This window comes from Ramlibacter sp. 2FC, assembly GCF_005503345.1.
Taxonomy (GTDB): Bacteria; Pseudomonadota; Gammaproteobacteria; order Burkholderiales; family Burkholderiaceae_C; genus SCMQ01.
The window spans coordinates 34,892-60,650 of the sequence record NZ_SCMM01000030.1 but is presented as its reverse complement, the minus strand read 5'-3'; the positions used below and the strand labels follow the sequence as shown (position 1 = coordinate 60,650).

The following is a 25,759-nucleotide window of genomic DNA, read 5'->3' as shown; positions in this document are numbered from 1 at the left end:
GAGGACGCCGGCAGCCGCCCCCCGCACCGCGCCGCCATCGCGGTGATGCCCTTCGCCGACCTGTCCCCCGTCGACGATGCCCGCGGCGGAACGGCCGACGCGCTGGCCCACGACGTGATCACCCGGCTGGCCCAGCTGCGCAGCCTGTTCGTGATCGCCCAGGGCAGCGTGTTCGCGCTGAGCGAGCGCCGCATCGCGCCGCAGGAGGCCGCCAGGCTGCTGAACGTCGACTACCTGGTGAGCGGCACCCTGCAGCGCCAGGGCCGGCGATTGATCGTCACGGCGGAACTGTCCGAGACCGACGGCGCCCGGATCGTCTGGACCGAGGTCTTCGACCAGCGCCTGGACGACGCGCTGCTGGTGCTCGACGAGATCGGCAACAAGATCGTGGCCTCCGTCGCGAACCAGGTCGAGCTGGCCGAGCGCAACCGCGCCCTGCTGAGGCCGCCGAACTCGCTGGACGCCTGGCAGGCCCACCACCGCGGCCTGTGGCACATGTACCGCTTCAACCGCGAAGACAACGAGCTGGCGCGGCATTTTTTCCAGATGGCGGTGCGCCTGGACCCAACCTTCGCGCCGGCCTATGCCGGGCTGTCTTTCACGCATTTCCAGAACGCCTTCCAGGGCTGGTCGGCACGCGAGCCGGAGGTCGAGCGCGCCTACGAGAGCGCCAGCCAGAGCCTGATCGTCGACGACCGCAACCCCGCCGCGCACTGGGCCATGGGCCGCGCGCTGTGGCTGCGCGGGCTGCACGACCCGTCGGTGCTGGAGCTGCAGCAGGCCGTCGCGCTGAGCCCGAGCTTCGCCCTGGGGCATTACACGCTGGCCTTCGTGCACTCGCAGGCCGGCGATCCCCATGCCGCGATCTCGAGCTCCGACCACTCACGGCTGCTGAGCCCCTACGATCCCCTGCTGTTCGGCATGCTGGGCACCCGCGCCCTGGCGCTGGTGCGCCTGGGCCGCTTCGAAGAGGCCGCGGCCTGGGCCGTCAAGGCTGCGGCCCGCCCCAATGCCCATCCCCATATCCTCGGCATTGCGGCCTACAGCCTGGCGCTGGCGGGCTCGCTCGAGGAAGCGCGAGCCCAGGCGGCCGAGCTTCGCAAGCGGCTTCCGCAGTACAGCATCGCCAACTTCCTCGCCGCCTTCCATCTGGATGCGCATGGCGCGCAGCTGTTCGGCGAAGGCGCCAGGCGCATCGGCATGGGCTGAACGCCTCCCTCCGAGGCCGGATGGCGCCTCAGTCGAGCAGGCGAACCTTGACGCTGCGGCCCTTGATGCGGCCGGCCGACAGGCGCGCCACCACCTCGCGGGCGATCTCGCGCTGCACCGCCACGTAGGTCGAGAACTCGTTGACGTTGATCTTGCCGACCTGCTCGCGGCTGAAGCCAGCCTCGCCGGTCAGCGCGCCCAGCACGTCGCCGGCGCGGATCTTCTCCTTGCGCCCGCCCACGATCTGCAGCGTGGCCATCGGCGGGCGCAGCGGCCCGCCGGCGGCCGGCGTCAGGCTGGCCAGCGGCTGCCACTCGGACTCGCGGCCCTGCAGCTGCTCGATCTTGCCGACATGGCCCATCTCGTCCAGGCTGGCCAGGGTCAGCGCCAGGCCCTCGGCGTCGCCGCGGCCGGTGCGGCCGATGCGGTGGATGTGCACCTCGGGGTCGGGCGTCACGTCGACGTTGATCACGGCCTCGAGCTGGGCCACGTCCAGGCCGCGCGCGGCGACGTCGGTGGCCACCAGCACCGAGCAGCTGCGGTTGGCGAACTGCACCAGCACCTGGTCGCGCTCGCGCTGCTCCAGCTCGCCGTACAGCGCCAGCGCGCTGAAGCCCTGCGCCTGCAGCACCGCCACCAGGTCGCGGCACTGCTGCTTGGTGTTGCAGAAGGCCAGCGTGGAAGCGGGCCGGAAATGGTCGAGCAGCAGCGACACCGCGTGCAGGCGCTCGCCCTCCCGGACCTCGTAGAAGCACTGGCGGATCTTGCCTGCGTCGTGCTGGGCCTGCAGCTTCACCGTCTGCGGCTCGCGCAGGAACTGCGCCGCGAGCTTGCCTATGCCCTCGGGGTAGGTGGCCGAGAACAACAGGCTCTGGCGCGCCGCTGGGCACTGGCGCGCGACCTTGGCGATGTCGTCGAAGAAGCCCATGTCCAGCATGCGGTCGGCCTCGTCGAGCACCAGGGTGCGCACCGCGTCCAGGCTCAGCGAGCCGCGCTCCAGGTGGTCGAGGATGCGCCCCGGCGTGCCCACCGCCACATGGGCACCATGCGCCAGGCTTTGCACCTGGCCGCGCAGGGCCACGCCGCCGCACAGCGTCACCACCTTGATGTTGCCCCGGGCGCGCGCCAGACGGCGGATCTCCTGCGTGACCTGGTCGGCCAGCTCGCGCGTGGGGCACAGCACCAGGGCCTGCACCGCGAGCGAGGCCGCGTCGAGTTTTTCCACCAGGGGCAGGCCGAAGGCCACGGTCTTGCCGCTGCCGGTGCTGGCCTGGGCGATCAGGTCGCGCCCGGCCAGGGTCAGCGGCAGGCTGGCGGCCTGGATCGGCGTCATGGCGCTGTAGCCGAGCTGGCCCAGGTTGTCGAGCATGGCTGGGGAAAGGGGCAGGCGGTCGAAGCGCAGGGCGGCGTCGCGCTGCGCGGAGGGGTCGGATACGGTCATGCGGGGATTATCGGTGGCCGCTGTGCGCCGCGAGGCAAGCGCCTCAGGGCGCCACGCGCAGCGGAATCGTCACCGGGCCGTCGTTGACCAGCTGCACCTGCATGTCGGCCGCGAATTGGCCGGTCTCGACCCGCGGATGCGCGGCGCGCGCCCGTTCGACGAAGAACTCGTACAGCCGGCGCCCTTCCTCGGGCGCGGCGGCGGCGCCGAAGCTGGGCCGGTTGCCGCCCGAGAGGTCGGCCGCCAGCGTGAACTGGCTCACCACCAGCAGGCCGCCGCCCGTGTCCTGCAGCGAGCGGTTCATCTTTCCGGCGTCGTCGGCAAAGATGCGCAGCTTGAGGATCTTGGCCAGCAGGCGCTCGGCCTGGGCCTCGCCGTCGCCGCGCTCGGCGCACAGCAGCACCAGCAGGCCGGGGCCGATCTCGCCGACCACGGCGCCGGCCACCCGCACGCGCGCCTCGCTGACGCGCTGAATCACGGAAATCAAATCAGGTCCTTGGGGTCGTCGAAATGCGCTTCCATGTCGCTGGGCAGCAGCTGTATGCTGGCGCGCAGGCCGGGCACGGCGCTCATCAGGGCCTGCTCGACGCTGGCGCGCAGCGCCGCCGCGCGCCCCAGCGTCCAGCCGGCCGGCATGTGCATGTGCAGGTCGACGAAGCGGCGCTGGCCGGCCTTGCGCGTGGCCACATGGTCGAAGCGGACGATGGCGGTGCTGCCCCGGTGGTATTCGAATCCGGCCAGGGTCTTGGCGATGTCGGCCAGCACCTCGGGCTCGACGGCTTCGTCCATCAGGCCCTGCGATGAGCGCCAGATCAGGCGCCAGCCCTCGCGCAGGATGTTGAGCGCCACGCCGAAGGCCACCAGCGGGTCTAGCCACAGCCAGTCCGTGAGCGCCACCAGGGCGATGCCGACCACCACGCCGACCGAGGTCCAGACGTCGGTCACCAGGTGCCGGGCGTCGGCCTCCAGCGCGATCGAGCGGTGCTGCTTGGCCGCGCGGAACATCACCCAGGCCAGCAGGCCGTTGAGGGCCGAGCTGCCGGCCGAAAGCGCCAGGCCCCAGCCCAGCTGCTCCAGCGGCTGCGGCGAGAACAGGCGCTGGCCTGCCGTCCAGGCAATGCCGGCGGCGGCGGCGATGATCAGCACGCCCTCGAAGCCGGAGGAGAAATACTCGGCCTTGTGGTGGCCATAGGGATGGTCGGCGTCGGCCGGGCGCGCGGCCACGGTCACCATCATCAGGCCGAACACCGCGCTGGCCAGGTTGACGAAGGACTCCATGGCGTCGGACAGCAGGCCGACCGAGCCGGTCAGGGCCCAGGCCAGGGTCTTGAGCGCGATCGTGATGGCGGCGACGAGCACCGAGGCCCAGAGCATGCGCTGCGGCGTCAGCGCGCGGGTAAGACCAGTCTTCATGCGTCGATTGTCGTGCAGCGCCATGTCAGAATTCGCCCGATGCGGCAGGCATGGCAGCGAACAGGATGGTGGGTGCTCGCCTGGTGCGTGATCACCGCGGCGGGCGCCCTGGTGTTTGCGCGCCAGGAGCTGCTGCGCCTGCGCGAGGGCTTCGAGACCGATGCCCGCATCGCCCACCGGCTGCTGAGCCAGCGCGTGGTCCAGCACGAGGCCGTGCTCGCCACCCTGGCCCTGCTGCAGCCGGCCGGCACGGCCGAAGGCGGCACGCCGCCCGAGCAGCGCCTGCCCTCGCTCTACCCCCAGATCCTGGCCGTGCAGCGCCGCGACCGCGGCGCCGACTGGCCCGACGCGCGCCTGCGGGCGGCCGAGGCGCCCTCGCAGGCGCAGCGCGGCGCGGCCCTGGCCGCGGTGGACTTCGAGCTCGGCCGCTACCAGCTGCTGCTGGCCGCCGAGCCCGCCAGCTTCGCCCTGAGCATAGACCTGCGGACCATGGTGCCCTGGTCCGAATGGCCCATGGCCGCCGACACCAGCCCGGTGCGGCTGACGCTGGAGCACCAAGGCCAGCGCTTCGTGCTCCAGCCAGGGCGCCCGGCGCCGGCGGCCGGCTGGCACTTCGAAGCCCGCAAGGCGCTGGCGGCGCAAAGCCAGCCCTTCGAACTGGTTGCCACGCGCCAGGTCGGCTGGGCCGAGCTGCCCTGGGGCCGCATGGCCGGCTGGGCGCTGGCGGTGCTGGCCGCGTTGGCGGCGCTGCGCCAGTGGCAGCGCCAGCGCGTGGCCAGGCGCCGTGCCGAGGAGCTGCTGCGCCTGGGCCAGGTGGCGCGCCTGAACACCCTGGGCGAGCTCGCCGCCGGCATGGCGCACGAGCTGAACCAGCCGCTGACCGCGGTGCTGGCCAACACCCAGGCCGCGCGCCGCCTGCTGGCCGAGGATCCGCCAGAGCTGGACACGGCGCGCCAGGCCATGGGCCAGGCCGAGGCCCAGGCCAAGCGCGCCTCGGACGTGGTGGGCCGGCTGCGCCGCGTGGTCGAGCGGCCCGGCCTGGGCGACCAGGCCCAGACCGTCAACCTGGCCGAGGCCGTGCGCCGCGCCCTGCACCTGCTGGAGCCCGAATGCCGGCGCCGCGGCGTGACGCCCGAGCTCGATGCGCCGGCGGCCTTGCCGGTACGGGCCGAGCCGGTGGCGCTGGACCAGATCATCCACAACCTGCTGATGAACGCGCTGCAGGCGCTGGAGCAAGTGCCGCCGGCCGAGCGCCGGCTGGCCCTGGGCCTGCAGCAGCACGGCCAGCAGGGCGAGCTCACGGTGGCCGACAGCGGCCCCGGCATCCCGGCCGAGCTGCTGCCGCGCATCTTCGAGCCCTTCTTCTCCACCCGCGAGGGCGGCCTGGGCCTGGGCCTGAGCCTGAGCGAGACCCTGGCCACCAACCTGGGCGGCGCGCTCACCGCGCAGGCCAACCCGCCGCGCGGCGCGCTGTTCCGCTTGAGCCTGCCCCTGCAGGCCACCCCAGCATGACCCACCAAGCAAGCGCCCCAGGCGCAGCCGGCACGGGCGCCATGCTCTCGCCCACCATCCACCTGGTCGACGACGACGCGGCCGTGCGCGACAGCCTGGCCCTGCTGATCGGCACCGTGGGCCTGCGCGTGCAGACCTGGGCCGACCCGCGCGCCTTCCTCGAGGGCTTCGACCGCCAGGCCATAGGCGCCATCGTGCTCGACGTGCGCATGCCCGGCCTGGGCGGGCTCACCGTGCTCGACACCCTGGTGGCCGAGGGGGTGGACCAGCCCGTCATCCTGCTGACCGGCCACGGCACGGTCGACATGTGCCGCCGCGCCTTCAAGGCCGGCGCCGCCGAGTTCCTGGAAAAACCGGTGGACGACGAACAGCTGCTCGAAGCCCTGCAGCAGGCGGTGCGCCAGCATGTCAAGTCGCGCGAGCGGCGCCAGGCCGGGCGCCAGGCGCGCGAGCGCTACGCCCAGCTCTCGGAACGCGAGCGCGAGGTGCTGGGCCTGATCGTGGCCGGCCTGACCAACAAGGAGATCGGCCGGGCGCTGGACCTCTCGCCGCGCACGGTGGAGACGCACCGCGCCAACCTGTTCGCCAAGCTCGAGGCCGACTCGCTGGCCCGCCTGATCCGCGACTACGCCGCCCTGGTCGAGGACGAGGCCGCTCCGTAGTTCTACGGAGCGCGGCGCGTAGCCGCACGCATGGGCGAAACGCCCGGCTTTTTCTACAGTTCTCCCACGGTGGAACGCACCGTTGCAACCACAACCCAAGGAGAACTCCATGCAGAAACTGATCCAGGCCGCCGCCCTCGCCCTGAGCTTCGCCGCCACCGCCGCCAGCGCCCAGGCCGTGCGCGTCGAGAAGAACATGTCGCTGGAGCTGGCCAACCAGATCGCCGGCGCCACCGTGGCCGCCTGCAGCGCCGCCGGCTACAACGTCTCGGCCACCGTGGTCGACCGCGCCGGCACCGTGCGCGCCGTGCAGCGCGCCGACAACGCCGGCCCGCACACCCTGGAAGCCAGCCGCCTCAAGGCCTTCACCTCGGCCTCGGCCAAGAACAACACCCTGGCCATCATGGAGATCTCGCAGAAGAACCCCGGCGCCGCCAACCTGGGCCAGATCCCCGGCTACCTGCTGCTGGGCGGCGGCGTGCCGGTCAAGGTCGGCAACGAGGTGATAGGCGCGGTCGGCGTGGGCGGTGCCCCGGCCGGCAACCTGGACGAGCAATGCGCCATGGCCGGCATCGCCAAGGTGCAGGACCTGCTCAAGTAAGCACCTACTCAGCGGTTCCGCCATGAGTTCCCGCAAGAATGTGCGTCGCTTCGGCAGCTGGTTGGGCCTGGCCCTGGCGGCCGCCTGCGGCCTCGGTGCGCTGGCGGCGGCGCCGGTCTCGGCCCAGGTGCCGCCCTCGGCCGGCGAGGCCACGCGCTACGCCGGCCTGCACGCGGCTGCCTGGCGCGGCGACCTGGCCCAGATCGACAAGCTCGTGGCCGCCGGGGCCGACCTGAATGCGCTCGACGGCCATGGCCGCACGCCGCTTCAGGTGGCGAGCTTCGCCCGCCAGCGCGCGGCGATCCGCGCCCTGGCCCGGGCCGGCGCCGACCTCGACCGCCTGGAGCGCGACCGCTACGACGCCGTGACCATCGCCGCCGTCGCCGACGACGAGGAGACGCTGCGCCTGCTGCTGAGCCTGGGCGCCAGCGCCAAACAGGTCACCAGCCGCTACGACGGCACGGCCCTGATCGCCGCGGCCCACCTGGGTCACGACGGCGTGGTGCGCCAGCTGATCGCGGCCGGCGCGCCGCTGGACCATGTGAACAACCTGCACTGGACGGCGGTGATCGAGTCCATCGTGCTGGGCAACGGCGGGCCGCGCCACCAGGCCACGCTCAAGGCCCTGATCGACGCCGGCGCCAAGCTGCAGCTGGCCGACCGCCAGGGCAACACGCCGCTGCAGCTGGCGCGCTCGCGCGGCTACGGCGAGATGGTCCGGCTGCTCGAGGCCGCCGGCGCCAAATAAGTCCTGGTCAGCTCAGCGTGACGCGCGCGAACTTGCGCTTGCCGACCTGCAGCACATAGGTGCCGGCGGCCAGCTTGAGGCCCTTGTCGCCGACCACGCCGCCGTCCACGCGCACGCCGCCGCCGTCGATCAGGCGGTTGGCCTCGCTGCTCGAGGGCGCCAGGCCCGCCATCTTGAGCAGAGCCGCGATGCCCAGCGGCGCCCCCGACAGCGCGAGCTCGGGTATTTCGTCCGGAATGCCGCCCTTGCTGCGGTTGACGAAGTCCTGCTCGGCCGCCTCGGCCGCCGCCGCGCCGTGAAAGCGCGCCGTGATCTCGCGCGCCAGCGCCACCTTGGCGTCCTTGGGGTTGCGCCCGGCCTGGACCTCCTCGCGCAGCGCCTCGATCGCCGCCAGGGGCTGGAAGGACAGCAGGGTGTACCAGCGCCACATCAGGCTGTCGGAGATCGACAGCACCTTGGCGAACATGGTGTTGGGGTCCTCGGAGATGCCGATGTAGTTGCCCTTGGACTTGGACATCTTCTCCACCCCGTCCAGGCCCTCGAGCAGCGGCATGGTCAGGATGCACTGCGGCTCCTGGCCGTATTCCTGCTGCAGGTGGCGGCCCATCAGCAGGTTGAACTTCTGGTCGGTGCCGCCGAGCTCCAGGTCGCTCTTGAGCGCCACCGAGTCGTAGCCCTGCATCAGCGGGTAGAGGAACTCGTGCACCGAGATCGGCGTGCCGGCCTTGAAGCGGTCATGGAAGTCGTTGCGCTCCATCATGCGCGCCACCGTGTAGCGCGAGGCCAGCTGGATCATGCCTGCCGAGCCCAGCGGGCTGCACCACTCGCTGTTGTAGCGGATCTCGGTGCGCTCGGGATCCAGCACCAGGCTGGCCTGCCGGTAGTAGGTCTCGGCGTTGAGCTTGATCTGCTCGGGCGTGAGCGGCGGGCGCGTGCTGTTGCGGCCCGAGGGGTCGCCGATCAGGCTGGTGAAGTCGCCGATCAGGAAGATCACCTGGTGGCCCAGGTCCTGCAGCTGGCGCAGCTTGTTGAGCACCACGGTGTGGCCCACATGGATGTCGGGCGCCGTGGGGTCCAGCCCCAATTTGATGCGCAGCGGCACGCCCTGGGCCTCGGCGCGCGCCAGTTTGCGCAGCCAGTCCTCCTGAGGAATCAGCTCCTCGCAGCCGCGCAGGGTCACGGCAAGCGCTTCACGGACCCGGTCGGTAACCGGGAAAGTTGTAACAGAGGCTTGATTCATAAGGGTTTTTTCGTAGGCGGCGGGGGCCATCGCCGGTATACTTGGCCCCTTGTCGGCCGCTGATTTTAAGTGGCCTGTTTTTTGCTCGATGTTGCGGCATGTAGTTCTTGTGCCGTCACCCCCGATACTGTTTCCGGAAGACCTGTTTTGAAACAAGGCCTGATCACTGCTGGCTTGGCCATTGCCGAGCTGATTCAAACCCATCCCAAGCGCATCACGGCGGTGCTCGCCGCACTGCTTTTGGGCGGCGGCGGCGGCGCCTTCGCCGTGGCCTCGCTGGCCCCCGACGCGGCCCAGCTGCCGGTCAGCGAAGTGCTGGAAGCCGTGCAGCCGCTGCCGCTGCAGGCCCAGATCGATGCGCTGGACCTGCATTCGCTGAGGCTGTTCCGCAGCGATGCCACCCGCTCGGCCGACACGCCGGAAGGCCTGCTCAAGCGCCTGGGCCTGGTCGACGCGGCCGCCGCGGCCTTTCTGCGCGGCAACCCTGTCGCGCGCCAGGCGCTGTTCAGCCGCGCCGGCCGCAGCGTGACGGCCGAGGCCAGCGACCAGCAGGAGCTGCTGTCGCTGACCACGCGCTGGATCGACAGCGAGTCCGACACCGACTTCAAGCGCCTGGTGATCGAGAAGACCCCCCAGGGCTTCGCCGCCCGCGTGGAAACCGCCCCGCTGACGGCCAGCATGCGCCTGGGCAGCGGCACCATCCAGTCTTCGCTGTTCGCCGCCACCGACGACGCCCGCATCCCGGACGCCGTGGCCACCCAGATCGCCGAGATCTTCGCCGGCAACATCGACTTCCACCGCGGCCTGCGCAAGGGCGACCGCTTCTCCGTCGTCTACGAATCGCTGGAAGCCGACGGCGAGCCGCTGCGCACCGGCCGGGTGCTCAGCGCCGAGTTCGTCAACACCGACAAGACCTACGAGGCCATGTGGTTCCAGGAGCCCGGCCAGAAGGGCGCCTACTACGCCATGAACGGCGAGAGCCTGCGCCGGGCCTACCTGGCCTCGCCGATGGAGTTCTCGCGCGTGACCAGCGGCTTCAAGATGCGCTTTCACCCGGTTCTGCAGAAATGGCGCCAGCACAACGGCGTCGACTACGCGGCGCCCACCGGCACCCCGGTGCGCAGCGTGGGTGAGGGCGTGGTCAGCTTCGCCGGCGTGCAGAACGGCTTCGGCAACGTGGTCATGATCAAGCACCGCAACCAGCACGAGACCGTCTACGCCCACCTGAGCCGCATCGGCGTGCGCAAGGGCCAGAGCGTGGGCCAGGGCGACACCATAGGCGCCGTGGGCTCCACCGGCTGGGCCACCGGCCCGCACCTGCACTTCGAGTTCCGCGTGGGCGGCGATCAGCGCGACCCGCTGGCCATGGCGCGCCAGAGCGAGAGCGTGGCGGTGTCGGCCGCAGCCAAGGCGGCCTTCGCGCAACGCGCGGCCGCCATGCGCATGCAGCTCGCGGCCGCCGGCCAGGTGCAGCAGACCCGCGTTCAGTGAACGCGGGCGCAGCGGCCGCTGCCGGCGGCAGCCCCATCGACGCCGCCGCGCCACGCTACATCGGCCTGATGTCGGGCACCTCGCTGGACGGGGTGGACGGCGTGCTGGCCCGCTTCGGGGCGGACGGCCTGCGCGTCGAGCAGCACGCCTTCGCCCCCTTCCCGGCGGCGCTGCGCGCCGAGCTGCTGGCCCTCAACACCCCTGGCGACAACGAACTGCACCGCGCAGCCCTGGCCGCCAACGGCCTGGCGCGCCTTTACGCCCAGGTGGTGCAGGCGCTGCTGACCCAGGCCGGCCTGGCGGCGCAGGACATCGCCGCGGTCGGCGCGCACGGCCAGACCGTGCGCCACCGCCCGCTGGAGTTCGACGGCGAGCCCGGCGTGCCGGCCGTGGGCTACACGCTGCAGCTGAACAACCCGGCCCTGCTGGCCGAGCTGACCGGCATCACCGTGGTGGCCGACTTCCGCAGCCGCGACCTCGCAGCCGGCGGCCAGGGCGCGCCCCTGGTGCCGGCCTTCCACCATGAGGTGTTCGGCCAGGCCGGCCAGCCGGTCTGTGTGCTCAACGTCGGCGGCATCTCCAACCTCAGCGTGCTCGGCCCCCAGGGCGCGGTGCTGGGCTTCGACTGCGGCCCCGGCAACGCGCTGATGGACCACTGGTGCCAGCAGCACACCGGCCAGCCCTTCGACCGCGACGGCGCCTGGGCCGCCAGCGGGCGCGTCGCCCCGCCCCTGCTGGCCGAGCTGATGGCCGAGCCCTACCTGGCCAAGGCCCCGCCCAAGAGCACGGGACGCGACCTGTTCAACCCGGACTGGCTGGCCGCACGCCTTGACGCCCACCCGGGCCTGGCGCCGGCCGACGTCCAAGCCACGCTGACCGAGTTCACGGCCAGCGCCTGCGCGCTCTGCGTGCAGCAGCACGGCAGCGCCAGCCCCCGCCTGGTGGTATGCGGCGGCGGCGCGCTGAACGCCCATCTGATGCACCGGCTGAGCGAGCGCCTGCCCGGGCTGCGCGTCGACACCTCCGAGGCCCTGGGCCTGCCGCCGCTGCAGGTCGAGGCCGCGGCCTTCGCCTGGCTGGCGCACAAGGCGCTGCAGCGCGAAACGGGCAGCCTCTCAAGCGTCACGGGCGCCCGAGGCGCCCGTGTGCTGGGGGCGATCTACCCCCGTTGAAGAAGCCGGCCCTCGGCCGGAGTCAGGCCGGCGCCGGGCCGCCCCAAGCCGGCCTGGGCCCCCTCGGGGGGCAGCGAATACACGAAGTGATGAGCGTGGGGGCGCGTCGCGTCAGACCGAGAACGAGGAGCCGCAGCCGCAGGTGGTGGTCGCGTTCGGGTTCTTGATCACGAACTGCGCGCCCTGCAGGTCTTCCTTGTAGTCGATCTCGGCGCCGAGCAGGTACTGGTAGCTCATCGCGTCGATCAGCAGCGAGACCCCGTTCTTGGTCATCGTGGTGTCGTCCTCGTTGACGATCTCGTCGAAGGTGAAGCCGTACTGGAAGCCCGAGCAGCCACCGCCCTGCACGAACACGCGCAGCTTGAGGTCGGGGTTGCCCTCTTCGGCGATCAGGTCGGCCACCTTGGCCGCCGCGCTGTCGGTGAAGAGGATGGGGGCGGGCATTTCGGTCTGGACGTTTTCGGCGACGGCGCTCATGGAGATACTCCGGAAAGGGATGGCCTGAATACTACTTCAAATTGCTCGGGAATTCCGGCGACCGGCTTTTGCCGGCATCGGGGGCATGGGCTTTCCCCCCCCCCCCTCAAACGACAAGGCCGCAGCAGGCGAACCTGCTGCGGCCTTGTGGGCAGGGCCAGCGGATTAACGCTTGGAGAACTGCTTGGCGCGGCGTGCGGAGTGCAGGCCGACCTTCTTGCGCTCGACTTCACGCGCGTCGCGCGTCACGAAGCCGGCCGCGCTCAGGGCGGGCTTGAGCGTCGCGTCGTAGTCGATCAGGGCGCGGGTGATGCCGTGGCGGGTGGCGCCGGCCTGGCCGGATTCACCACCACCGTGCACGTTGACCTGGATGTCGAAGGTCTCGACATGGTTGGTCAGATGCAGCGGCTGCTTGGCGATCATGATGGAGGTCTCGCGGCCGAAGTAGGCCTGGATGTCCTTGCCATTGACCGTGATCTTGCCGGTGCCTTTTTTCAGAAACACGCGGGCGACGCTGGATTTGCGACGGCCGGTGCCATTGTTCCATTCACCAATCATTCTCAAGGCTCCTTACAGTTCCAGCACTTTGGGCTGTTGGGCGGTATGCGGGTGCTCGGCGCCACCGTAGACCTTGAGTTTCTTGATCATGGCGTAGCCCAGCGGGCCCTTGGGCAGCATGCCCTTGACGGCCTTCTCCAGCGCGCGGCCGGGGTGCTTGGCCTGCATGTCGCGGAAGTTGGTGCCGTAGATGCCGCCCGGGAAGCCGGAGTGGCGGTAGTAAACCTTGTCGAGCTCCTTGGTGCCGGTCACCTTGAGCTTGGCCGCGTTGATGATGACGATGAAGTCACCGGTATCGACGTGAGGCGTATAAATGGCTTTGTGCTTGCCGCGCAGACGGAGGGCAACTTCGCTGGCTACCCGTCCGAGCACCTTGTCGGTGGCGTCAATCACAAACCACTCGTGCGTCACGTCAGCGGGTTTGGCGCTGAACGTCTTGGTCATGAGTCTTTTCTCTCGAAAAATGGTTTGGCGGGCCCTTTTCCACGGTCGGTGTTCTTCTGACGAGAACCTCTTAGGTGGGACTGCTTACTTAGAAAGCCTTCGCCGCGGGGCCACAAATCGCTGCGAAGCCAAAGATTATACGAAAAATCAAGCACTTGCGGCAAGGCACCGGGCGCAAGGGCGGGCGAAGAGGTACCATGCCGCCATGTTCAGCTACCGCCACGCCTTCCATGCCGGCAACCACGCCGACGTGCTCAAACACCTCACGCTGATCGCCACACTGCGGCATCTGATGCAGAAAGAGGGCGGCCTGACCCTGGTCGACACCCATGCCGGCGCGGGCCTGTACCGGCTGGACAGCGACTTCTCCGAAACCGGCGGCGAGGCCAAGGACGGCATCCTCAAGCTGCTGGCCATCAAGCCGGACGGCGACTGGCCCGAGGCCCTGCGCGACTACATGGAACTGGTCGCCGGCTTCAACCCCGACGGGCGCATGCGCATCTACCCGGGCTCGCCCTTCGTGATGCAGCGCCTGATGCGCGAGCAGGCGCGCGACAAGCTCAAGCTGTTCGAGATGCACCCCACCGACAGCAAGGTGCTGGCTGCCAACATCGCCCAGCTGCAGGCCGGTCGCCAGATCGCGGTGGCGCGCCAGGACGGCTTCGAGGGCCTGAAGGCCTTCTTGCCGCCGCCGCCCTCGGCCAGCGGTTCGCGCCGCGCCCTGGTGCTGATCGACCCCAGCTACGAGATCAAGTCCGACTACCCCAAGGTCGGCACCTGCATCCAGGACAGCCTCAAGCGCTTCGCCACCGGCAGCTACCTGGTCTGGTACCCGGTGATCCCACGCCCCGAGGCGCACGAGCTGCCGCGCCGCCTCAAGACCCTGGCCAACCAGGCCGGCAAGCCCTGGCTGCACGCCACGCTCAACATCGGCCGGGCGCCGGGCACGGAGAGCCACGGACTTAGCGCCAGCGGCATGTTCCTCGTCAACCCGCCGTTCACGCTCAAGGCCCAGCTGCAGGCCGCCCTGCCGACCCTGGTCACCCTGCTCGGCCGCGGAACCGGCCAGGCCTGGGCCGTGGAAAGCTCCAGCTGATCATCCGGGAAAACCCTCGACTTCGGACCCACAATTAACCGACCGATCGGTCGGTTAATTGTCTATACTCTGCTCCTGGCGCCGCATGACGCAGGCGCAGGAGACCGGCATGTACACCCAATCGATGGACCTGCCCGACGACGCGGCCGAACCCCGTTCGGCCGGCCTGAAGGCGGTTCCCCAAGCCCTGCACCCGTCCGAGGCGGAGTTGCAGGCGCAGTTCGACACGCGCATCGACGCCGACGGCAAGATCGAGCCGCGCGACTGGATGCCCGAGGCCTACCGCAAGACCCTGGTGCGCCAGATCAGCCAGCACGCGCATTCCGAGATCGTCGGCATGCTGCCCGAGGGCAACTGGATCAGCCGCGCGCCCAGCCTCAAGCGCAAGGCCATCCTGATCGCCAAGGTGCAGGACGAGGGCGGCCACGGCCTCTACCTCTATTCGGCCGCCGAGACCCTGGGCACCAGCCGCGACCAGATGCTGGACGCCCTGCACACGGGCCGCGCCAAGTACAGCTCGATCTTCAACTACCCCACCCTGACCTGGGCCGACGTGGGCGTGATCGGCTGGCTGGTCGACGGCGCGGCGATCATGAACCAGATCCCGCTGTGCCGCTGCTCCTACGGCCCCTACGCGCGCGCCATGATCCGCGTCTGCAAGGAGGAATCCTTCCACCAGCGCCAGGGCTACGAGGCCCTGCTGGTCATGATGCAGGGCACGGCCGAGCAGAAGGCCATGGTGCAGGACGCGGTCAACCGCTGGTGGTGGAAATGCCTGGCGATGTTCGGCCCGCCCGACGCCGACAGCCCGCACAGCGCCCAGGGCAAACGCTTTGGCATCAAGCGCATAGGCAACGACGAGCTGCGCCAGAAGTTCATCGACGCCACCGTGCCGCAGGCCCAGGTGCTGGGCGTGACCCTGCCCGACCCCGAGCTCAAGTGGAACGAGGAGCGCCAGCACCACGACCACGGCGAGATCGACTGGGACGAATTCTGGGCCACCGTGAACGGCAATGGCCCCTGCAACAAGGAGCGCCTGGCGACCCGCGTCAAGGCCTGGAACGACGGCCAGTGGGTGCGCGACGCCGCCCTGGCCCATGCCCGCAAACAGCAACACCGAGCACTCAAGGAAGCCGCATGAACACGACTGCAGGAACGACGTTGCCCTCCCCTGGACAGGGGAGGGAAGGGGTGGGGTCGGGTGTCAAGCCCGGCCAACAGGCCACCGCGCAGGCACTGCGCGAGTGGCCGCTGTGGGAAGTTTTCGTCCGCAGCAAGCAGGGCCTGGAGCACAAGCACTGCGGCAGCCTGCACGCCAGCGACGCTCAGCACGCGCTGCAGATGGCGCGCGATGTCTACACGCGCCGCCAGGAAGGCGTGAGCATCTGGGTCGTGCCCTCGGCCACGATCACGGCCAGCGAGCCCGACGACAAGGCCGAGTTCTTCGAGCCGGCCGCCGACAAGATCTACCGCCACCCGACCTTCTACGAGATCCCCGAGGAAGTGGGGCACATGTGATGGCGGCCCCGATAGCCTACCTGCTGCAATTGGCCGACAACGCCCTGATCCTGGGCCAGCGCAACGCCGAGTGGTGCGGCCATGGGCCCATCCTCGAGGAGGACATCGCCATGGCCAACATCAGCCTGGACCTGATCGGCCAGGCGCGGCTGCTCTACCAGTACGCTGCTCAGCTGAAAGCTGACGGCGCCACCGAGGACAGCCTGGCCTATTTCCGCGATGTCGGCGAGTTCCGTAACTACACCCTGCTCGAGCTGCCGCACCATGGCCCGCTGGCAGGGCCGGCCGCGGCCGACCTCGACTACGCGACCACCATCGTGCGCAACTTCCTCTACAGCGCGCTGATGGTGCTGCTGTGGGAACGCCTCGAGCAGACGCCGGACCCGCAGCTGGCCGCGATCGCCGCCAAGTCGCTCAAGGAGGTGCGCTACCACCTGCGCCATGCGCACGACTGGATGGTGCGCCTGGGCGACGGCACGGATGAGTCGCAGGCGCGCATGCAGGCCGCGCTGGATCACCTGCTGCCCTACACCGACGAGTTCTGGACCCAGAGCCCCGGCGAGACGGCCGCCTGCGACAGCGGCGCCGGCGTGGACCCGTGCGAGCTGCGCGAGGCCTGGAACGCCCTGGTCGACGAGGCGCTGGCCGAGGCCACGCTGAAGCGCCCCGCGCCGCACAGCGGCTACGTGAGCGAAGGCAAGCAGGGCCGGCATTCCGAGCACCTGGGCTTCCTGCTGGCCGAGATGCAGAGCCTGGCGCGCGCCCACCCCGGCGCGACCTGGTGACAAGGGCAAACCCATGAACGCCGTGGCCAAGCCCGCCCATGCCGAGGTCTGGTCCGCGCTCGAGGCGCTGACCGACCCCGAGATCCCGGTGGTCACGCTGCGCGAGCTCGGCATCCTGCGCGCGGTGCGCGAGGGTGCCGACGGCCGGCTCGAGGTGGTGATCACGCCGACCTACAGCGGCTGCCCGGCCATGGGCCAGATCGAGGACGACGTGCGCGCCACCCTGGCCGCGCGCGGCATGGACGCGCGCGTGGTCACCCAGCTCGCGCCGGCCTGGACCACCGACTGGATGAGCGAGCCGGCCAAGGCCAAGCTGCGCGAGTACGGCATCGCGCCGCCGCAATGCGGCAGCCAGGAAGGCGCCACCACGGCCGCCAACGTGCTGCGCTTCGCGGCGCGCGCCGCCGGTCCGGCCGTGCCCTGCCCGCACTGCGGCTCGCCCAACACGACGGAAACCTCCCATTTCGGCTCGACCGCCTGCAAGGCCCTGTACCGGTGCCTGGACTGCATGGAGCCGTTCGACTATTTCAAGCCCTACTGACGCGCCCAGCGCCCCACACCCATGTCCGCAGCCCCCCGTTTTCACGACCTCACCGTCTCGCGCATCAGCCCGGAAGCCGCGGGCGCGGTGGCCATCAGCTTCCACATCCCGGACGCGCTGCGCGAGACCTTCGCCTTCGAGCCGGGCCAGTTCCTGACGCTGCGCGCCACCATAGACGGCCAGGACGTGCGCCGCAACTACTCGATCTGCAGCACGCGCAGCCGCCTGGCGCGCAAGAGCGAGCTGCAGGTCGGCATACGCCCCATGGAGGGCGGCCTGTTCTCCAACTGGGCCGCCAGCTCGCTCAAGGCCGGCGACCGCCTGGCCGTGATGCCGCCCGACGGCCGCTTCGTCTCCAAGCGCCCGCGCGCCCTGCACCGGGTCGGCTTTGCCGCCGGCTCGGGCATCACGCCCATACTGTCCATCGTCGCGAGCACGCTGGAGGAGCAGCCCGGGACCAAGTTCACCCTGGTCTACGGCAACCGCCGCATGACCAGCGTGATGTTCAACGAGGCGCTGCAGGACCTCAAGGACCGCTACCCGGACCGCCTCACGCTGATCCACATCCTGTCGCGCCAGGCCCAGGAGGTCGATCTGCTGCAGGGCCGCATCGACGGCCCCAAGGTGCGCGCCCTGATGGACACCCTGCTGCCGGTGGGCAGCATGGACGAGGTCTTCATCTGCGGCCCCGAGGCCATGATCGAGGCCACCCAGGCCGCGCTGATCGAGGCCGGCGTGCCGGCCCAGCGCGTGCACACCGAGCGCTTCACCTCGCCCCTGCTGGAGGACATGAGCCCGGCCGCGCGCCAGGCCGCGATCGCCGGCCACATGCATGCCAGCGACGAGACCGGCCGCGTGGCGCTCACGGTGGTGCTGGACGGCAAGCCGAACGAGATGCACATGGGCCCGGGCGAGCATGTGCTCGACGTGGGCCTGACCAGCGGCCTGGACCTGCCCTACTCCTGCAAGGCCGGCGTCTGCTGCACCTGCCGCTGCAAGGTGCTGGAAGGCACGGTGGAAATGGACAAGAACTTCACGCTCGAGCCCGAGGAGATGGCCCAGGGCTTCGTGCTCAGCTGCCAGGCCCGGCCCACCAGCGCGCGCGTGGTGGTCAGCTACGACGAGCGCTGAGGCGCGCCCCAAGCCTGCCCACCCTGTCGTCGCCGGGCAGGCCGGCTGATTTCGACGAATAATGCAGGCTGCCATGCCTGCTTTTCCTATGCATGAAGCGCCGCCCGCGTCCGCACGCATGCGCTACCACGCGGTGGCCATCGTGCTGCACTGGCTGCTGGCGCTGATGATCACCGCCTCGTTCAGCCTGGGGCTTTACATGACCGATCTTCCACTGTCACCGATGCGCCTGAAGCTCTACAACTGGCACAAGTGGGCGGGCGTGACCATCCTGGCGCTGTCGGCGCTGCGGCTGCTGTGGCGGCTGGGCCATCCGCCGCCGGCCCTGCCGGCGGCCGTCGCGACGGCGATGGCGCCCTGGCAGCTGATCCTCTTCCGCGCAACACACCGCCTGATGTACCTGCTGTTCTTCGCCGTTCCCTTGGCGGGCTGGGCCCACAGTTCGGCCATGGGCTTTCCGGTGATCTGGTTCGGCGTGCTGCCGCTGCCCGATTTCGTGCCGGTGGATCGGGCCTTCGCGGAAGCCGTGCTCAAGCCCCTGCACGCGGGCTGTGCGTTCAGCCTGGCGGCCGCCGTGCTGCTGCATGTGGGGGCGGTGCTCAAGCATCAGCTGATCGATCGCGCCGACTTGCTGGCGCGCATGTGGCCGGCGCGGCACGGGGACCCGAGATGAGGTGCAAGGAAACTTGCTTGGCCAGCTTGGCTCAGGCGGCGGTGGCGCTGCTGCTGGCCGCCGGCCCGGCAGCGGCCCAGCCGATGGCAAAACTGGTGCCGGGCGAAAGCCGGATTGCCTTTGTCAGCAAACAGATGGGGGTGCCCGTCGAGGGCGTGTTCAAGCGCTTCGACGCGCAGATCGCGTTCGATCCCAAGAAGCCGGAGAACGGCAGCGTGGCGCTGCAGATCGACACGGCGAGCGCATCGATCGGCGTCGCGCCCGTCGACATGGAGCTGCCCAAGGCAGTGTGGTTCGACGTGGCCCGGTTCCCCAAGGCCAGCTTCCAGTCCAGTGCCATCAAGGCAATGGGCGATGGCCGCTACGAGGTCCTGGGCAAGCTGAGCCTCAAGGGCCATGCGCGCGAGCTGGCGGTGCCGGTGACGATCGCTCAGGCCGAGGGCAAGTCGGTCGCCAGCGGCAGCTTCACGCTCCGGCGCCTCGAATTCCAGGTCGGCGACGGCGAGTGGCGGGACACCGCCATGGTGGCCGACGAAGTGCAGGTTCGATTCAAGCTCACACTCAGCGACGGACTCTGAGGTCCTCGCTCCCAAGCCATTGCCCGAGAGGTCCCATCATGCCCGCTGTTCATGCTTCCACCGCCCGGCACGCTGTCGCCCTTGCCCTGGCGGCCATGGTTCTCGCCGCCGGGCCCGGCGCCCGCGCGCAAGTTGCGCAGCAGGCGCCCGAAATGCCGGCGGCACCCGGCGGTGCCCCGGTGAAGGGGGCCCGCTACGTGATCGACCCGACACACACCTTCGTGATGTACGAGATCGGGCACTACGGCACCTCCACCAACCGCGGCCGCTTCAGCACCAAGGAGGGCTCGGTTCAGATCGATGCCAGCGGCAAGGGCGGCCAGGTGGACATCACCATGGACATGAGCTCGATCAACACCGGCGTGGACCTGCTGAACCGGCATGTGCAGAGCAAGGACTTCCTCAATGTCGCGGATTTTCCGACCGCCCGCTTCGTCGCGGAACGGCTCGGTTTCGACGATGACAAAGTGCGCGAGGTGCGCGGCAGCCTCACGCTGCTGGGGCAGGCGCGGCCCATCAGGCTGAAGGCGCGCCGCTTCAATTGCTATATGAGCCCGCTGCTGAATCGCCAGGTCTGTGGCGGTGATTTCGAATCCACGATAGAGCGCAGCCAGTGGGGCATCACCTGGGGGATTCCCTTCGGGTTCGAGGACAAGGTGCGCCTGCTGGTGCAGGTGGAAGCGATCCACATCCCGTAGCGCTGATAGCGCCGGCGGCGCCGATCGCGCGCCTACAGCAGGCTCTCCGGCGTCAGTGGCGCCAGGAGCTCCAGCAGCAAGCGTTCCCAGAAACCGGAATCCGGCTCCTGCTGGCGCAGCAGCATGCCGTCCGGGTCGTTGCTCTGCCACTCCAGGCCGCTCCCGTCCTCGGTCAGCTGCAGGCGCCAGGCCCCTTGCTGCTTGAGCAGCTCCACCAGCTTGAGCGCCTGCTGCGCCAGTTCGGGACTGTGGATGAACAGGCCGATCTCGGTGTTGATCGAGTCGGAGCGGGGGTCGAAGTTCATCGAGCCCACGAACAGGGTCCGGCGGTCGATCACCGCGGTCTTGGCATGCAGCCGCCCCATGGCCGAGCCGAAGATGCCGAGCCGCACGCTGCGCCGCGTGCGGTACGAGCTGATCTCGTGGAGCTCGACACCCATCCTCAGCATCTCCAGCCGGTAGCGCCGATAGGCCGTGTGCACCAGCGGCTCGTCGGTGGCCGCGAGCGAGTTGGTCACGAGGCTGATGGCGACGCCGCGCTGACGCGCCTGGCGCATCACCTCGAGGCCGGCCTCGCCCGGAATCAGGTAGGGGGATGTCATGGTCACGTCCTGGCGTGAGCGACGCATGCTCTCGACCACGTTGTAGCGCACGCTGTCCACATCCAGCAGCGGCACGCCGCCATAGCTGGCCGTCTTGCCGACCACGCGCTCCGGCGAGTCGGCATAGGCCTCGGCCGTGCTCCAGGTCAGCCGCAGCTGGCCCGCATCGAGGTCCTCGACGATGGGGCCATAGCCCAGCAGGTCGTTCGGCGCGGGCCGCCGCGGCTCTGGCGTGCCGGGTGCGGCGGTCATTTCCTCGAACTGGCGCTGCAGCGCGTCGCGCGCCAGTCGGGTCTGCGCGACGCGCTCGATCGGCACCACGTAGGGGCTATTCCAGTACTGGTCGAACAGCTGGCCCAGGCGAGGCAGCAGGGCACCGGCGACGAAAGTGTCGAGGTCTATGAAGTTTTCGCCGCTGGACTGGGTGAAGTAGCGGCCGCCGATGTTGCGGCCACCCGCCACCGCCATCGCGCCGTCGGCGATGAACAGCTTGTTGTGCATGCGCCGGTGGACCCGGTCGAAATTCAGCAGCGAGGCGGCGAAACGCCAGGCCAGGCGCTCATGCCGGACCGGAAACGGATTGAACAGGCGCAGCTCCAGATTCGGCGTGGCGGCCAGCCCGAGCAGCAAGGCGTCTTCGCCCGCGGTATAGAGGTCGTCCAGCAGCAGCCGCACGCGCACGCCGCGCTGCGCCGCGTCACGCAGCGTGCGCAGGAAGTAGCGGCCGGTCGCGTCGTTTTCGATGTGGTAGTACTGCACGTCGAGCGAGCGTGTCGCCCGGCGCGCCAGTTCCAGCCGCGCACTCAGGGCGGAGTCGCCGCCTGGCATGAGCCTGAAGCCGCTGAGGTCCGGATCGGGCTGGGACAGCTTGGCGATGCGGCCCAGCGTGGTCTCGACCGACGCCTCGATCGCCCGCGATGGCGGCCCCGCCAGATGGTCCGGCAAGCTGGCGCAACCACCCGTCAGCAGCGCCACCAGGGTCAGGACGATCGCGACCATCAGCCGGGAGCTAGGAGGCTGCCGGGCTCCTGGGAGGCGGGGCGCAGATTCAGCGGCGGGAGCGTTCATCGCGGCGCGGTGGGATGGCGAGGCCTTGTTGTACCAGAGCCAGGCGGTTTGCGGCATAAGTGCCGTTCCGGCATGCGCAGCGTGACGAGCCGGCCAGCGCCGGGTAGACCTTGAAGCGGGCGGCGTTCAGCGGCGCGGCCCGCCAGACGGCCGCTTGCGCCGCGGCGCCTTGGCGCGCGGCGCGGGCCTGGCGGACTGGAGTTCCTGGCCTTGCGGCTCCTGCGCCTGGCCCACCACCGACAGGGTCACCGACTTCATGCCCAGGCCCAGCATGCCCAGGGCCTCGGCGGCCGCGCGGCTCAAGTCGATGATGCGGCCGGCCACATGCGGGCCTCGGTCGTTGATGCGCACCTCGACCTCGCGCCCGTTCACCAGGCTGCGCACCCGCACCAGGGTGCCGAACGGCAGGGTCCGGTGAGCCGCGGTGAACTCGTTCATGTCGAAGCGCTCGCCGCTGGCCGTGCGCCGGCCGTGGAACTTCAGCCCATACCAGGACGCCGTGCCGCGCTCGAGCTCCGGCAGCCCGTCGTCCAGGCGCAGCGCCGCGCTGCCCGCGGCATCGGGCGCCGCAGGCTCCGCCATGTCCGCCGGCGCATCGGGCTTCGCAGCAGGCTTGCCCGCGGCTCGCGTTGCCGGCCTGGCGGCGGGTGCGCCGGACGGCGGTGCCTCGCCGGGCTGCGGCGCCTGCAGCGTGGTGCAGGCGCTGAGCCCCCAGGCCAGCGCGACCAACAGTGCAGCGCGCAGCATGCTCAGAGCCCCAACCCCCGGCAGATCTCGAGTGTGGCCGCGCTCTGGTTCATGGTGTAGAAATGCAGGCCCGGCACGCCGGCGCTGCGCAGCTGCTGGCACAGCCCGGTCACGACGTCGAGGCCGAAGGCCCGGATCGAGGCCGTGTCGTCGCCGAAGGCCTGCAGGCGCAGGCGGATCCAGCGCGGGATCTCGGCGCCGCAGGCGTCGGAAAAGCGCATCAGCTGCGTGGAGCTCGTGATCGGCATGATGCCGGGCACCACGGGCACCGTGAGGCCCAGCTTGCGCGTGTCGTCGACGAAGCGGAAATAGGCGTCGGCGTTGTAGAAGTACTGCGTGATCGTCGAATCCGCGCCGGCGCGTACCTTGGTGGCGTAGGCCTGCAGGTCGGCCTCGGGCGAGCGGGCCTGCGGGTGCACCTCGGGATAGGCCGCCACCTCGATGCGGAAGTCGCTCCCGGTCTCGGCGCGGATGAAGGCCACCAGCTCGCTGGCGTAATGGAACTCGCCGCCCGCGCCATAGCCGCTGGGCAGGTCGCCGCGCAGGGCCACCAGGCGCTTGACGCCCATGGCCTTGAGCTGTGCCAGCTGAGTGCGCAGGCTGTCGCGCGTCGCGCCTATGCAGGAGAAATGGCTGGCCGCCTGGACGCCCTCGGCCAGGATCTCGGCCACGGTGCCGAAAGTGCCGTCCTGCGTGGAGCCGCCCGCGCCGTAGGTCACCGAGCAGAACTCGGGCCTGAGCGCGTAGAGCTGCTGGCGCGCCGCGCGCAGCTTCTCGGCCCCCTCGGGGGTCTTGGGCGGAAAGAATTCAAGACTGATGGGAAGGCTCATCGCTTCCTCCTTGTACATGCTTGGTCGCGCGATGCGCGTAAACAAAAAACTCACGGTTGCCGTCGCCGCCGCGCACCGGGCTGTCGAACCAGCCCCGCACCTGCACGCCCAGCGCGGCACAGGCCGCCCGGATGCGCTGCTCGACCTGGTCGTACAGCGCCGCGTCGCGCACGATGCCGCCCTTGGCGATCTGCGCCGGCTGCAGCTCGAACTGCGGCTTGACCAGCATCAGCAGCGCGCCACCCGGCTTCATCAGCGGCACCAGTGCGGGCAGCACCAGGGTCAGCGAGATGAAGGACAGGTCGCCCACCACCAGATCGAACGCGGCGGGCCCCGGCAGGTCGCCCGCCTTGAGCTCGCGCGCGTTCAGCTTCTCGACGCAGCTCACGCGCGGGTCGCCGCGCAGCCGCTCGTGCAGCTGGCCATGGCCCACGTCCACGCCGGTCACATGGGCCGCGCCCTGCTGCAGCAGGCAGTCGGTGAAGCCGCCGGTGGACTGGCCAACGTCCAGGCAGCTCAGGCCCCGCACGTCGACGCCACTGGCCGCGAGCGCGCCCTCGAGCTTGAGACCGCCGCGCGAGACATAACGCGACTCGGCCGCATCCAACAGCGCCAGCTCGGCCTGGGGCGGCAGCTCCTCGCCGTTCTTGGCCACGAGCCTCCAGTCCCCGCCCGCGCGCCAGCGCACGCCTGCGGCGATCAGCCGCTGGGCCTGCGAACGCGAGGCGGCCAGGCCGCGCTCCACCAACAGCTGGTCTGCGCGCACGCCTGTCAGCGTCAGTAGCGGTAGCTGTCCGGCTTGTACGGACCGTTCTTGTCGACGCCGATGTAGGCCGCCTGCGCGTCGGTCAGCACCGTGAGCTGGGCGCCCAGCTTGGACAGCTGCAGGCGCGCCACCTTCTCGTCCAGGTGCTTGGGCAGCACGTAGACCTTGCCGGCCTGGTACTCGCCCGGCTTGGTGAACAGCTCGATCTGGGCGATGGTCTGGTTGGCGAAGCTCGAGGACATCACGTAGCTCGGGTGGCCCGTGCCGCAGCCCAGGTTGACCAGGCGGCCCTTGGCCAGCAGGATGATGCGGCGGCCGGAAGGGAAGATCACGTGGTCGACCTGGGGCTTGATCTCGTCCCAGGCGTACTGTTCGAGGGAGGCGACGTCGATCTCGTTGTCGAAGTGGCCGATGTTGCAGACGATGGCCTGGTCCTTCATGGCCAGCATGTGCTCGTGGCGGATCACGTCCTTGTTGCCGGTGGTGGTCACGAAGATGTCGGCCTTGTCGGCCGCGTACTCCATGGTGACCACGCGGTAGCCTTCCATCGCCGCCTGCAGGGCGTTGATGGGGTCGATCTCGGTCACCCAGACCTGGGCCGAGAGCGCGCGCAGGGCCTGGGCCGAGCCCTTGCCCACGTCGCCGTAGCCGGCCACCACGGCCACCTTGCCGGCGATCATCACGTCGGTGGCGCGCTTGATGCCGTCCACCAGCGACTCGCGGCAGCCGTAGAGGTTGTCGAACTTGCTCTTGGTCACCGAGTCGTTGACGTTGATGGCGCGGAACAGCAGCTGGCCCTTGGCCGCCATCTCGTTGAGACGGTGCACACCGGTGGTGGTCTCCTCGGTCACGCCGATGATGTCCTTGCTCTTGCGGCTGTACCAGCTCGGGTCCTGCGCCAGCTTGGCCTTGATCGCGGCGAACAGGATGCGCTCCTCCTCGCTGCCGGGGTTGGCCAGCACGGACAGGTCCTGCTCGGCCTTCTGGCCCAGGTGCATCAGCAGCGTGGCGTCGCCGCCGTCGTCCAGGATCATGTTCGGGCCCTCGCCCTCGCTGCCCTGCGGGCCGAAGTCGAAGATGCGGTGCGTGTAGTCCCAGTAGTCGGCCAGGGTCTCGCCCTTGACGGCGAACACCGGCGTGCCCGAGGCGGCGATCGCGGCGGCGGCGTGGTCCTGGGTCGAGAAGATGTTGCAGGAGGCCCAGCGCACGGTCGCGCCCAGGGCCTGCAGGGTCTCGATCAGCACCGCAGTCTGGATGGTCATGTGCAGCGAGCCGGTGATGCGCGCGCCCTTGAGCGGCTGGGTCTTGGCGAACTCCTCGCGGATCGCCATCAGGCCCGGCATCTCGGTCTCGGCGATGCGGATTTCCTTGCGGCCCCAGTCGGCCAGGGACAGGTCGGCGATGGCACAGTCGTGCGTGGGAACGGATTTGAGAATGGCGCTCATGGGATCTCCAAAACGAGTCTTGAAAAACCACTGATCAGGGGGAACTCACCCCACAGACACGGTGGGCGAGCGTCGTTGCGATGGATGTTCCGAGCCTCACGCCGTGCGGCGCTGCAACGCTCCTCGGATAAGCCCGCATTATACGAACACCCGGCGGCGCCCTGCCCCGGGCCGGCCGGGTTGCGCGCCGCCCGGTCCGGGCTTTGGCCTTAGACTTGGTCCCAAAACAGCGGTGCGCCACCGCCCAAGCCCGCGGCCTCTGGCCGGGGCGCGGCCCGCGCGTCGCCCGGGAAGGCGCGCCATCGACGCCGCC

Annotated in this window: 28 protein-coding genes and 1 riboswitch; of the genes, 16 read left to right on the top strand and 12 right to left on the bottom strand. The window is 70.0% G+C overall.

Annotation, left to right across the window (positions count from 1 at the left end; genetic code table 11):
* Positions 1–1,209: tetratricopeptide repeat protein (locus FFS10_RS14100; RefSeq protein WP_502702872.1), on the top strand; the 1,209-nt coding region annotated here is incomplete at its 5' end.
* Between the two features lie 28 nt (positions 1,210–1,237).
* Here the strand turns inward: FFS10_RS14100 and dbpA are convergent.
* From dbpA to FFS10_RS14085, 3 genes are read right to left on the bottom strand one after another with little or no spacing between them, the layout of a single operon-like run.
* Positions 1,238–2,650: an ATP-dependent RNA helicase DbpA gene (gene dbpA / locus FFS10_RS14095; RefSeq protein WP_137895097.1), complete on the bottom strand. Its 1,413-nt coding sequence runs from the start codon at positions 2,648–2,650 to the stop codon at positions 1,238–1,240.
* A 43-nt stretch (positions 2,651–2,693) separates the two neighbouring features.
* Positions 2,694–3,137 (bottom strand): D-aminoacyl-tRNA deacylase, encoded by a 444-nt coding sequence (gene dtd / locus FFS10_RS14090; RefSeq protein WP_137895096.1) that lies wholly within the window; start codon positions 3,135–3,137, stop codon positions 2,694–2,696.
* Positions 3,134–4,063: a cation diffusion facilitator family transporter gene (locus FFS10_RS14085; RefSeq protein WP_137895095.1), complete on the bottom strand. Its 930-nt coding sequence runs from the start codon at positions 4,061–4,063 to the stop codon at positions 3,134–3,136. The genes dtd and FFS10_RS14085 overlap by 4 nt, the downstream gene beginning before the upstream one ends.
* Positions 4,064–4,102: 39 nt before the next feature.
* On the opposite strand from FFS10_RS14085, the gene FFS10_RS14080 reads away from it, so the two are divergent.
* The 4 genes from FFS10_RS14080 to FFS10_RS14065 all read left to right on the top strand — a co-directional run bounded on the left by FFS10_RS14080 (position 4,103) and on the right by FFS10_RS14065 (position 7,586).
* Positions 4,103–5,575, top strand: coding sequence for a sensor histidine kinase (locus tag FFS10_RS14080; protein WP_137895094.1), 1,473 nt, complete (start codon positions 4,103–4,105; stop codon positions 5,573–5,575).
* Positions 5,572–6,237: a response regulator transcription factor gene (locus FFS10_RS14075; RefSeq protein ID WP_249931302.1), complete on the top strand. Its 666-nt coding sequence runs from the start codon at positions 5,572–5,574 to the stop codon at positions 6,235–6,237. Before FFS10_RS14080 ends, FFS10_RS14075 begins: the two co-directional genes overlap by 4 nt.
* Before the next feature lie 109 nt (positions 6,238–6,346).
* Positions 6,347–6,838, top strand: coding sequence for a GlcG/HbpS family heme-binding protein (locus FFS10_RS14070; RefSeq protein ID WP_137895093.1), 492 nt, complete (start codon positions 6,347–6,349; stop codon positions 6,836–6,838).
* 22 nt (positions 6,839–6,860) lie between these two features.
* Positions 6,861–7,586 (top strand): ankyrin repeat domain-containing protein, encoded by a 726-nt coding sequence (locus tag FFS10_RS14065; protein ID WP_137895092.1) that lies wholly within the window; start codon positions 6,861–6,863, stop codon positions 7,584–7,586.
* A gap of 7 nt (positions 7,587–7,593) precedes the next feature.
* Here the strand turns inward: FFS10_RS14065 and tyrS are convergent, their stop codons facing one another.
* Positions 7,594–8,826 (bottom strand): tyrosine--tRNA ligase, encoded by a 1,233-nt coding sequence (tyrS, locus tag FFS10_RS14060; RefSeq protein ID WP_137895091.1) that lies wholly within the window; start codon positions 8,824–8,826, stop codon positions 7,594–7,596.
* Between the two features lie 147 nt (positions 8,827–8,973).
* On the opposite strand from tyrS, the gene FFS10_RS14055 reads away from it, so the two are divergent.
* Both FFS10_RS14055 and FFS10_RS14050 read left to right on the top strand, forming a co-directional pair.
* Positions 8,974–10,317 carry a M23 family metallopeptidase gene (locus FFS10_RS14055; protein ID WP_137895090.1) on the top strand — a complete coding sequence of 448 codons (1,344 nt, stop codon included), beginning with the start codon at positions 8,974–8,976 and terminating at the stop codon, positions 10,315–10,317.
* A 35-nt stretch (positions 10,318–10,352) separates the two neighbouring features.
* The gene (locus tag FFS10_RS14050) at positions 10,353–11,489 is read left to right on the top strand and encodes an anhydro-N-acetylmuramic acid kinase (protein WP_283957663.1); all 1,137 of its coding nucleotides are present in this window, start codon (positions 10,353–10,355) and stop codon (positions 11,487–11,489) included.
* 111 nt (positions 11,490–11,600) lie between these two features.
* Here FFS10_RS14050 and erpA read toward each other — a convergent pair whose 3' ends face one another.
* The 3 genes from erpA to rplM all read right to left on the bottom strand — a co-directional run bounded on the left by erpA (position 11,601) and on the right by rplM (position 12,968).
* Positions 11,601–11,966 carry an iron-sulfur cluster insertion protein ErpA gene (erpA, locus tag FFS10_RS14045; protein WP_137895089.1) on the bottom strand — a complete coding sequence of 122 codons (366 nt, stop codon included), beginning with the start codon at positions 11,964–11,966 and terminating at the stop codon, positions 11,601–11,603.
* 165 nt (positions 11,967–12,131) lie between these two features.
* A complete protein-coding gene (gene rpsI, locus FFS10_RS14040) occupies positions 12,132–12,524 on the bottom strand; it encodes a 30S ribosomal protein S9 (protein WP_137895088.1) in 393 nt (130 codons plus the stop codon).
* Positions 12,525–12,536: 12 nt separating this feature from the next.
* Entirely contained in the window at positions 12,537–12,968 is a 432-nt protein-coding gene (gene rplM / locus FFS10_RS14035; RefSeq protein ID WP_137895087.1) for a 50S ribosomal protein L13, read from the bottom strand.
* Between the two features lie 205 nt (positions 12,969–13,173).
* Between rplM and FFS10_RS14030 the strand changes: the two genes are divergently transcribed.
* From FFS10_RS14030 to FFS10_RS13990, 9 genes are all read left to right on the top strand, one after another.
* The gene (locus FFS10_RS14030) at positions 13,174–14,064 is read left to right on the top strand and encodes a 23S rRNA (adenine(2030)-N(6))-methyltransferase RlmJ (RefSeq protein WP_137895086.1); all 891 of its coding nucleotides are present in this window, start codon (positions 13,174–13,176) and stop codon (positions 14,062–14,064) included.
* Positions 14,065–14,173: 109 nt separating this feature from the next.
* Positions 14,174–15,205: a 1,2-phenylacetyl-CoA epoxidase subunit PaaA gene (paaA, locus tag FFS10_RS14025; protein ID WP_137895085.1), complete on the top strand. Its 1,032-nt coding sequence runs from the start codon at positions 14,174–14,176 to the stop codon at positions 15,203–15,205.
* Between the two features lie 95 nt (positions 15,206–15,300).
* On the top strand, positions 15,301–15,582 hold the full coding sequence (paaB, locus tag FFS10_RS14020) for a 1,2-phenylacetyl-CoA epoxidase subunit PaaB (protein WP_171016166.1): 282 nt from the start codon (positions 15,301–15,303) through the stop codon (positions 15,580–15,582).
* The gene (paaC, locus tag FFS10_RS14015; protein WP_137895084.1) at positions 15,582–16,367 is read left to right on the top strand and encodes a 1,2-phenylacetyl-CoA epoxidase subunit PaaC; all 786 of its coding nucleotides are present in this window, start codon (positions 15,582–15,584) and stop codon (positions 16,365–16,367) included. The genes paaB and paaC overlap by 1 nt, the downstream gene beginning before the upstream one ends.
* Before the next feature lie 13 nt (positions 16,368–16,380).
* The gene (paaD, locus tag FFS10_RS14010) at positions 16,381–16,908 is read left to right on the top strand and encodes a 1,2-phenylacetyl-CoA epoxidase subunit PaaD (RefSeq protein ID WP_137895083.1); all 528 of its coding nucleotides are present in this window, start codon (positions 16,381–16,383) and stop codon (positions 16,906–16,908) included.
* A gap of 21 nt (positions 16,909–16,929) precedes the next feature.
* A complete protein-coding gene (gene paaE / locus FFS10_RS14005) occupies positions 16,930–18,039 on the top strand; it encodes a 1,2-phenylacetyl-CoA epoxidase subunit PaaE (RefSeq protein WP_137895082.1) in 1,110 nt (369 codons plus the stop codon).
* A 73-nt stretch (positions 18,040–18,112) separates the two neighbouring features.
* The gene (locus FFS10_RS14000; RefSeq protein WP_249931301.1) at positions 18,113–18,712 is read left to right on the top strand and encodes a cytochrome b; all 600 of its coding nucleotides are present in this window, start codon (positions 18,113–18,115) and stop codon (positions 18,710–18,712) included.
* The gene (locus FFS10_RS13995) at positions 18,709–19,290 is read left to right on the top strand and encodes a YceI family protein (RefSeq protein ID WP_137895103.1); all 582 of its coding nucleotides are present in this window, start codon (positions 18,709–18,711) and stop codon (positions 19,288–19,290) included. The genes FFS10_RS14000 and FFS10_RS13995 overlap by 4 nt, the downstream gene beginning before the upstream one ends.
* 38 nt (positions 19,291–19,328) lie before the next feature.
* Positions 19,329–19,988 carry a YceI family protein gene (locus FFS10_RS13990; RefSeq protein ID WP_349654587.1) on the top strand — a complete coding sequence of 220 codons (660 nt, stop codon included), beginning with the start codon at positions 19,329–19,331 and terminating at the stop codon, positions 19,986–19,988.
* Between the two features lie 32 nt (positions 19,989–20,020).
* Here FFS10_RS13990 and FFS10_RS13985 read toward each other — a convergent pair whose 3' ends face one another.
* The 5 genes from FFS10_RS13985 to ahcY form a co-directional block, all read right to left on the bottom strand.
* Positions 20,021–21,589: a phospholipase D family protein gene (locus tag FFS10_RS13985; protein WP_137895080.1), complete on the bottom strand. Its 1,569-nt coding sequence runs from the start codon at positions 21,587–21,589 to the stop codon at positions 20,021–20,023.
* Positions 21,590–21,784: 195 nt separating this feature from the next.
* Positions 21,785–22,405 carry a septal ring lytic transglycosylase RlpA family protein gene (locus tag FFS10_RS13980; protein ID WP_249931300.1) on the bottom strand — a complete coding sequence of 207 codons (621 nt, stop codon included), beginning with the start codon at positions 22,403–22,405 and terminating at the stop codon, positions 21,785–21,787.
* A 2-nt stretch (positions 22,406–22,407) separates the two neighbouring features.
* A complete protein-coding gene (metF, locus tag FFS10_RS13975; RefSeq protein ID WP_137895079.1) occupies positions 22,408–23,235 on the bottom strand; it encodes a methylenetetrahydrofolate reductase [NAD(P)H] in 828 nt (275 codons plus the stop codon).
* Positions 23,213–24,001: a TlyA family RNA methyltransferase gene (locus tag FFS10_RS13970; RefSeq protein ID WP_137895078.1), complete on the bottom strand. Its 789-nt coding sequence runs from the start codon at positions 23,999–24,001 to the stop codon at positions 23,213–23,215. The genes metF and FFS10_RS13970 overlap by 23 nt, the downstream gene beginning before the upstream one ends.
* An 11-nt stretch (positions 24,002–24,012) precedes the next feature.
* Entirely contained in the window at positions 24,013–25,446 is a 1,434-nt protein-coding gene (gene ahcY / locus FFS10_RS13965) for an adenosylhomocysteinase (protein WP_137895077.1), read from the bottom strand.
* A gap of 60 nt (positions 25,447–25,506) precedes the next feature.
* A riboswitch (S-adenosyl-L-homocysteine riboswitch) is annotated at positions 25,507–25,577 on the bottom strand.
* Between the last annotated feature and the right edge of the window lie 182 nt (positions 25,578–25,759).

Excerpts from the sequence above, each read along its gene's own strand:
- dbpA (WP_137895097.1), bottom strand. The coding sequence starts at position 2,650 with ATGACCGTATCCGACCCCTCCGCGCAGCGCGACGCCGCCCTGCGCTTC.
- FFS10_RS14085 (WP_137895095.1), bottom strand. The coding sequence starts at position 4,063 with ATGAAGACTGGTCTTACCCGCGCGCTGACGCCGCAGCGCATGCTCTGG.
- FFS10_RS14080 (WP_137895094.1), top strand. The coding sequence starts at position 4,103 with ATGCGGCAGGCATGGCAGCGAACAGGATGGTGGGTGCTCGCCTGGTGC.
- FFS10_RS14075 (WP_249931302.1), top strand. The coding sequence starts at position 5,572 with ATGACCCACCAAGCAAGCGCCCCAGGCGCAGCCGGCACGGGCGCCATG.
- FFS10_RS14070 (WP_137895093.1), top strand. The coding sequence starts at position 6,347 with ATGCAGAAACTGATCCAGGCCGCCGCCCTCGCCCTGAGCTTCGCCGCC.
- FFS10_RS14065 (WP_137895092.1), top strand. The coding sequence starts at position 6,861 with ATGAGTTCCCGCAAGAATGTGCGTCGCTTCGGCAGCTGGTTGGGCCTG.
- tyrS (WP_137895091.1), bottom strand. The coding sequence starts at position 8,826 with ATGAATCAAGCCTCTGTTACAACTTTCCCGGTTACCGACCGGGTCCGT.
- erpA (WP_137895089.1), bottom strand. The coding sequence starts at position 11,966 with ATGAGCGCCGTCGCCGAAAACGTCCAGACCGAAATGCCCGCCCCCATC.
- rpsI (WP_137895088.1), bottom strand. The coding sequence starts at position 12,524 with ATGATTGGTGAATGGAACAATGGCACCGGCCGTCGCAAATCCAGCGTC.
- rplM (WP_137895087.1), bottom strand. The coding sequence starts at position 12,968 with ATGACCAAGACGTTCAGCGCCAAACCCGCTGACGTGACGCACGAGTGG.
- FFS10_RS14030 (WP_137895086.1), top strand. The coding sequence starts at position 13,174 with ATGTTCAGCTACCGCCACGCCTTCCATGCCGGCAACCACGCCGACGTG.
- paaA (WP_137895085.1), top strand. The coding sequence starts at position 14,174 with ATGTACACCCAATCGATGGACCTGCCCGACGACGCGGCCGAACCCCGT.
- paaC (WP_137895084.1), top strand. The coding sequence starts at position 15,582 with ATGGCGGCCCCGATAGCCTACCTGCTGCAATTGGCCGACAACGCCCTG.
- paaD (WP_137895083.1), top strand. The coding sequence starts at position 16,381 with ATGAACGCCGTGGCCAAGCCCGCCCATGCCGAGGTCTGGTCCGCGCTC.
- paaE (WP_137895082.1), top strand. The coding sequence starts at position 16,930 with ATGTCCGCAGCCCCCCGTTTTCACGACCTCACCGTCTCGCGCATCAGC.
- FFS10_RS14000 (WP_249931301.1), top strand. The coding sequence starts at position 18,113 with ATGCCTGCTTTTCCTATGCATGAAGCGCCGCCCGCGTCCGCACGCATG.
- FFS10_RS13995 (WP_137895103.1), top strand. The coding sequence starts at position 18,709 with ATGAGGTGCAAGGAAACTTGCTTGGCCAGCTTGGCTCAGGCGGCGGTG.
- FFS10_RS13990 (WP_349654587.1), top strand. The coding sequence starts at position 19,329 with ATGCCCGCTGTTCATGCTTCCACCGCCCGGCACGCTGTCGCCCTTGCC.
- FFS10_RS13985 (WP_137895080.1), bottom strand. The coding sequence starts at position 21,589 with ATGGTCGCGATCGTCCTGACCCTGGTGGCGCTGCTGACGGGTGGTTGC.
- FFS10_RS13980 (WP_249931300.1), bottom strand. The coding sequence starts at position 22,405 with ATGCTGCGCGCTGCACTGTTGGTCGCGCTGGCCTGGGGGCTCAGCGCC.
- metF (WP_137895079.1), bottom strand. The coding sequence starts at position 23,235 with ATGAGCCTTCCCATCAGTCTTGAATTCTTTCCGCCCAAGACCCCCGAG.
- ahcY (WP_137895077.1), bottom strand. The coding sequence starts at position 25,446 with ATGAGCGCCATTCTCAAATCCGTTCCCACGCACGACTGTGCCATCGCC.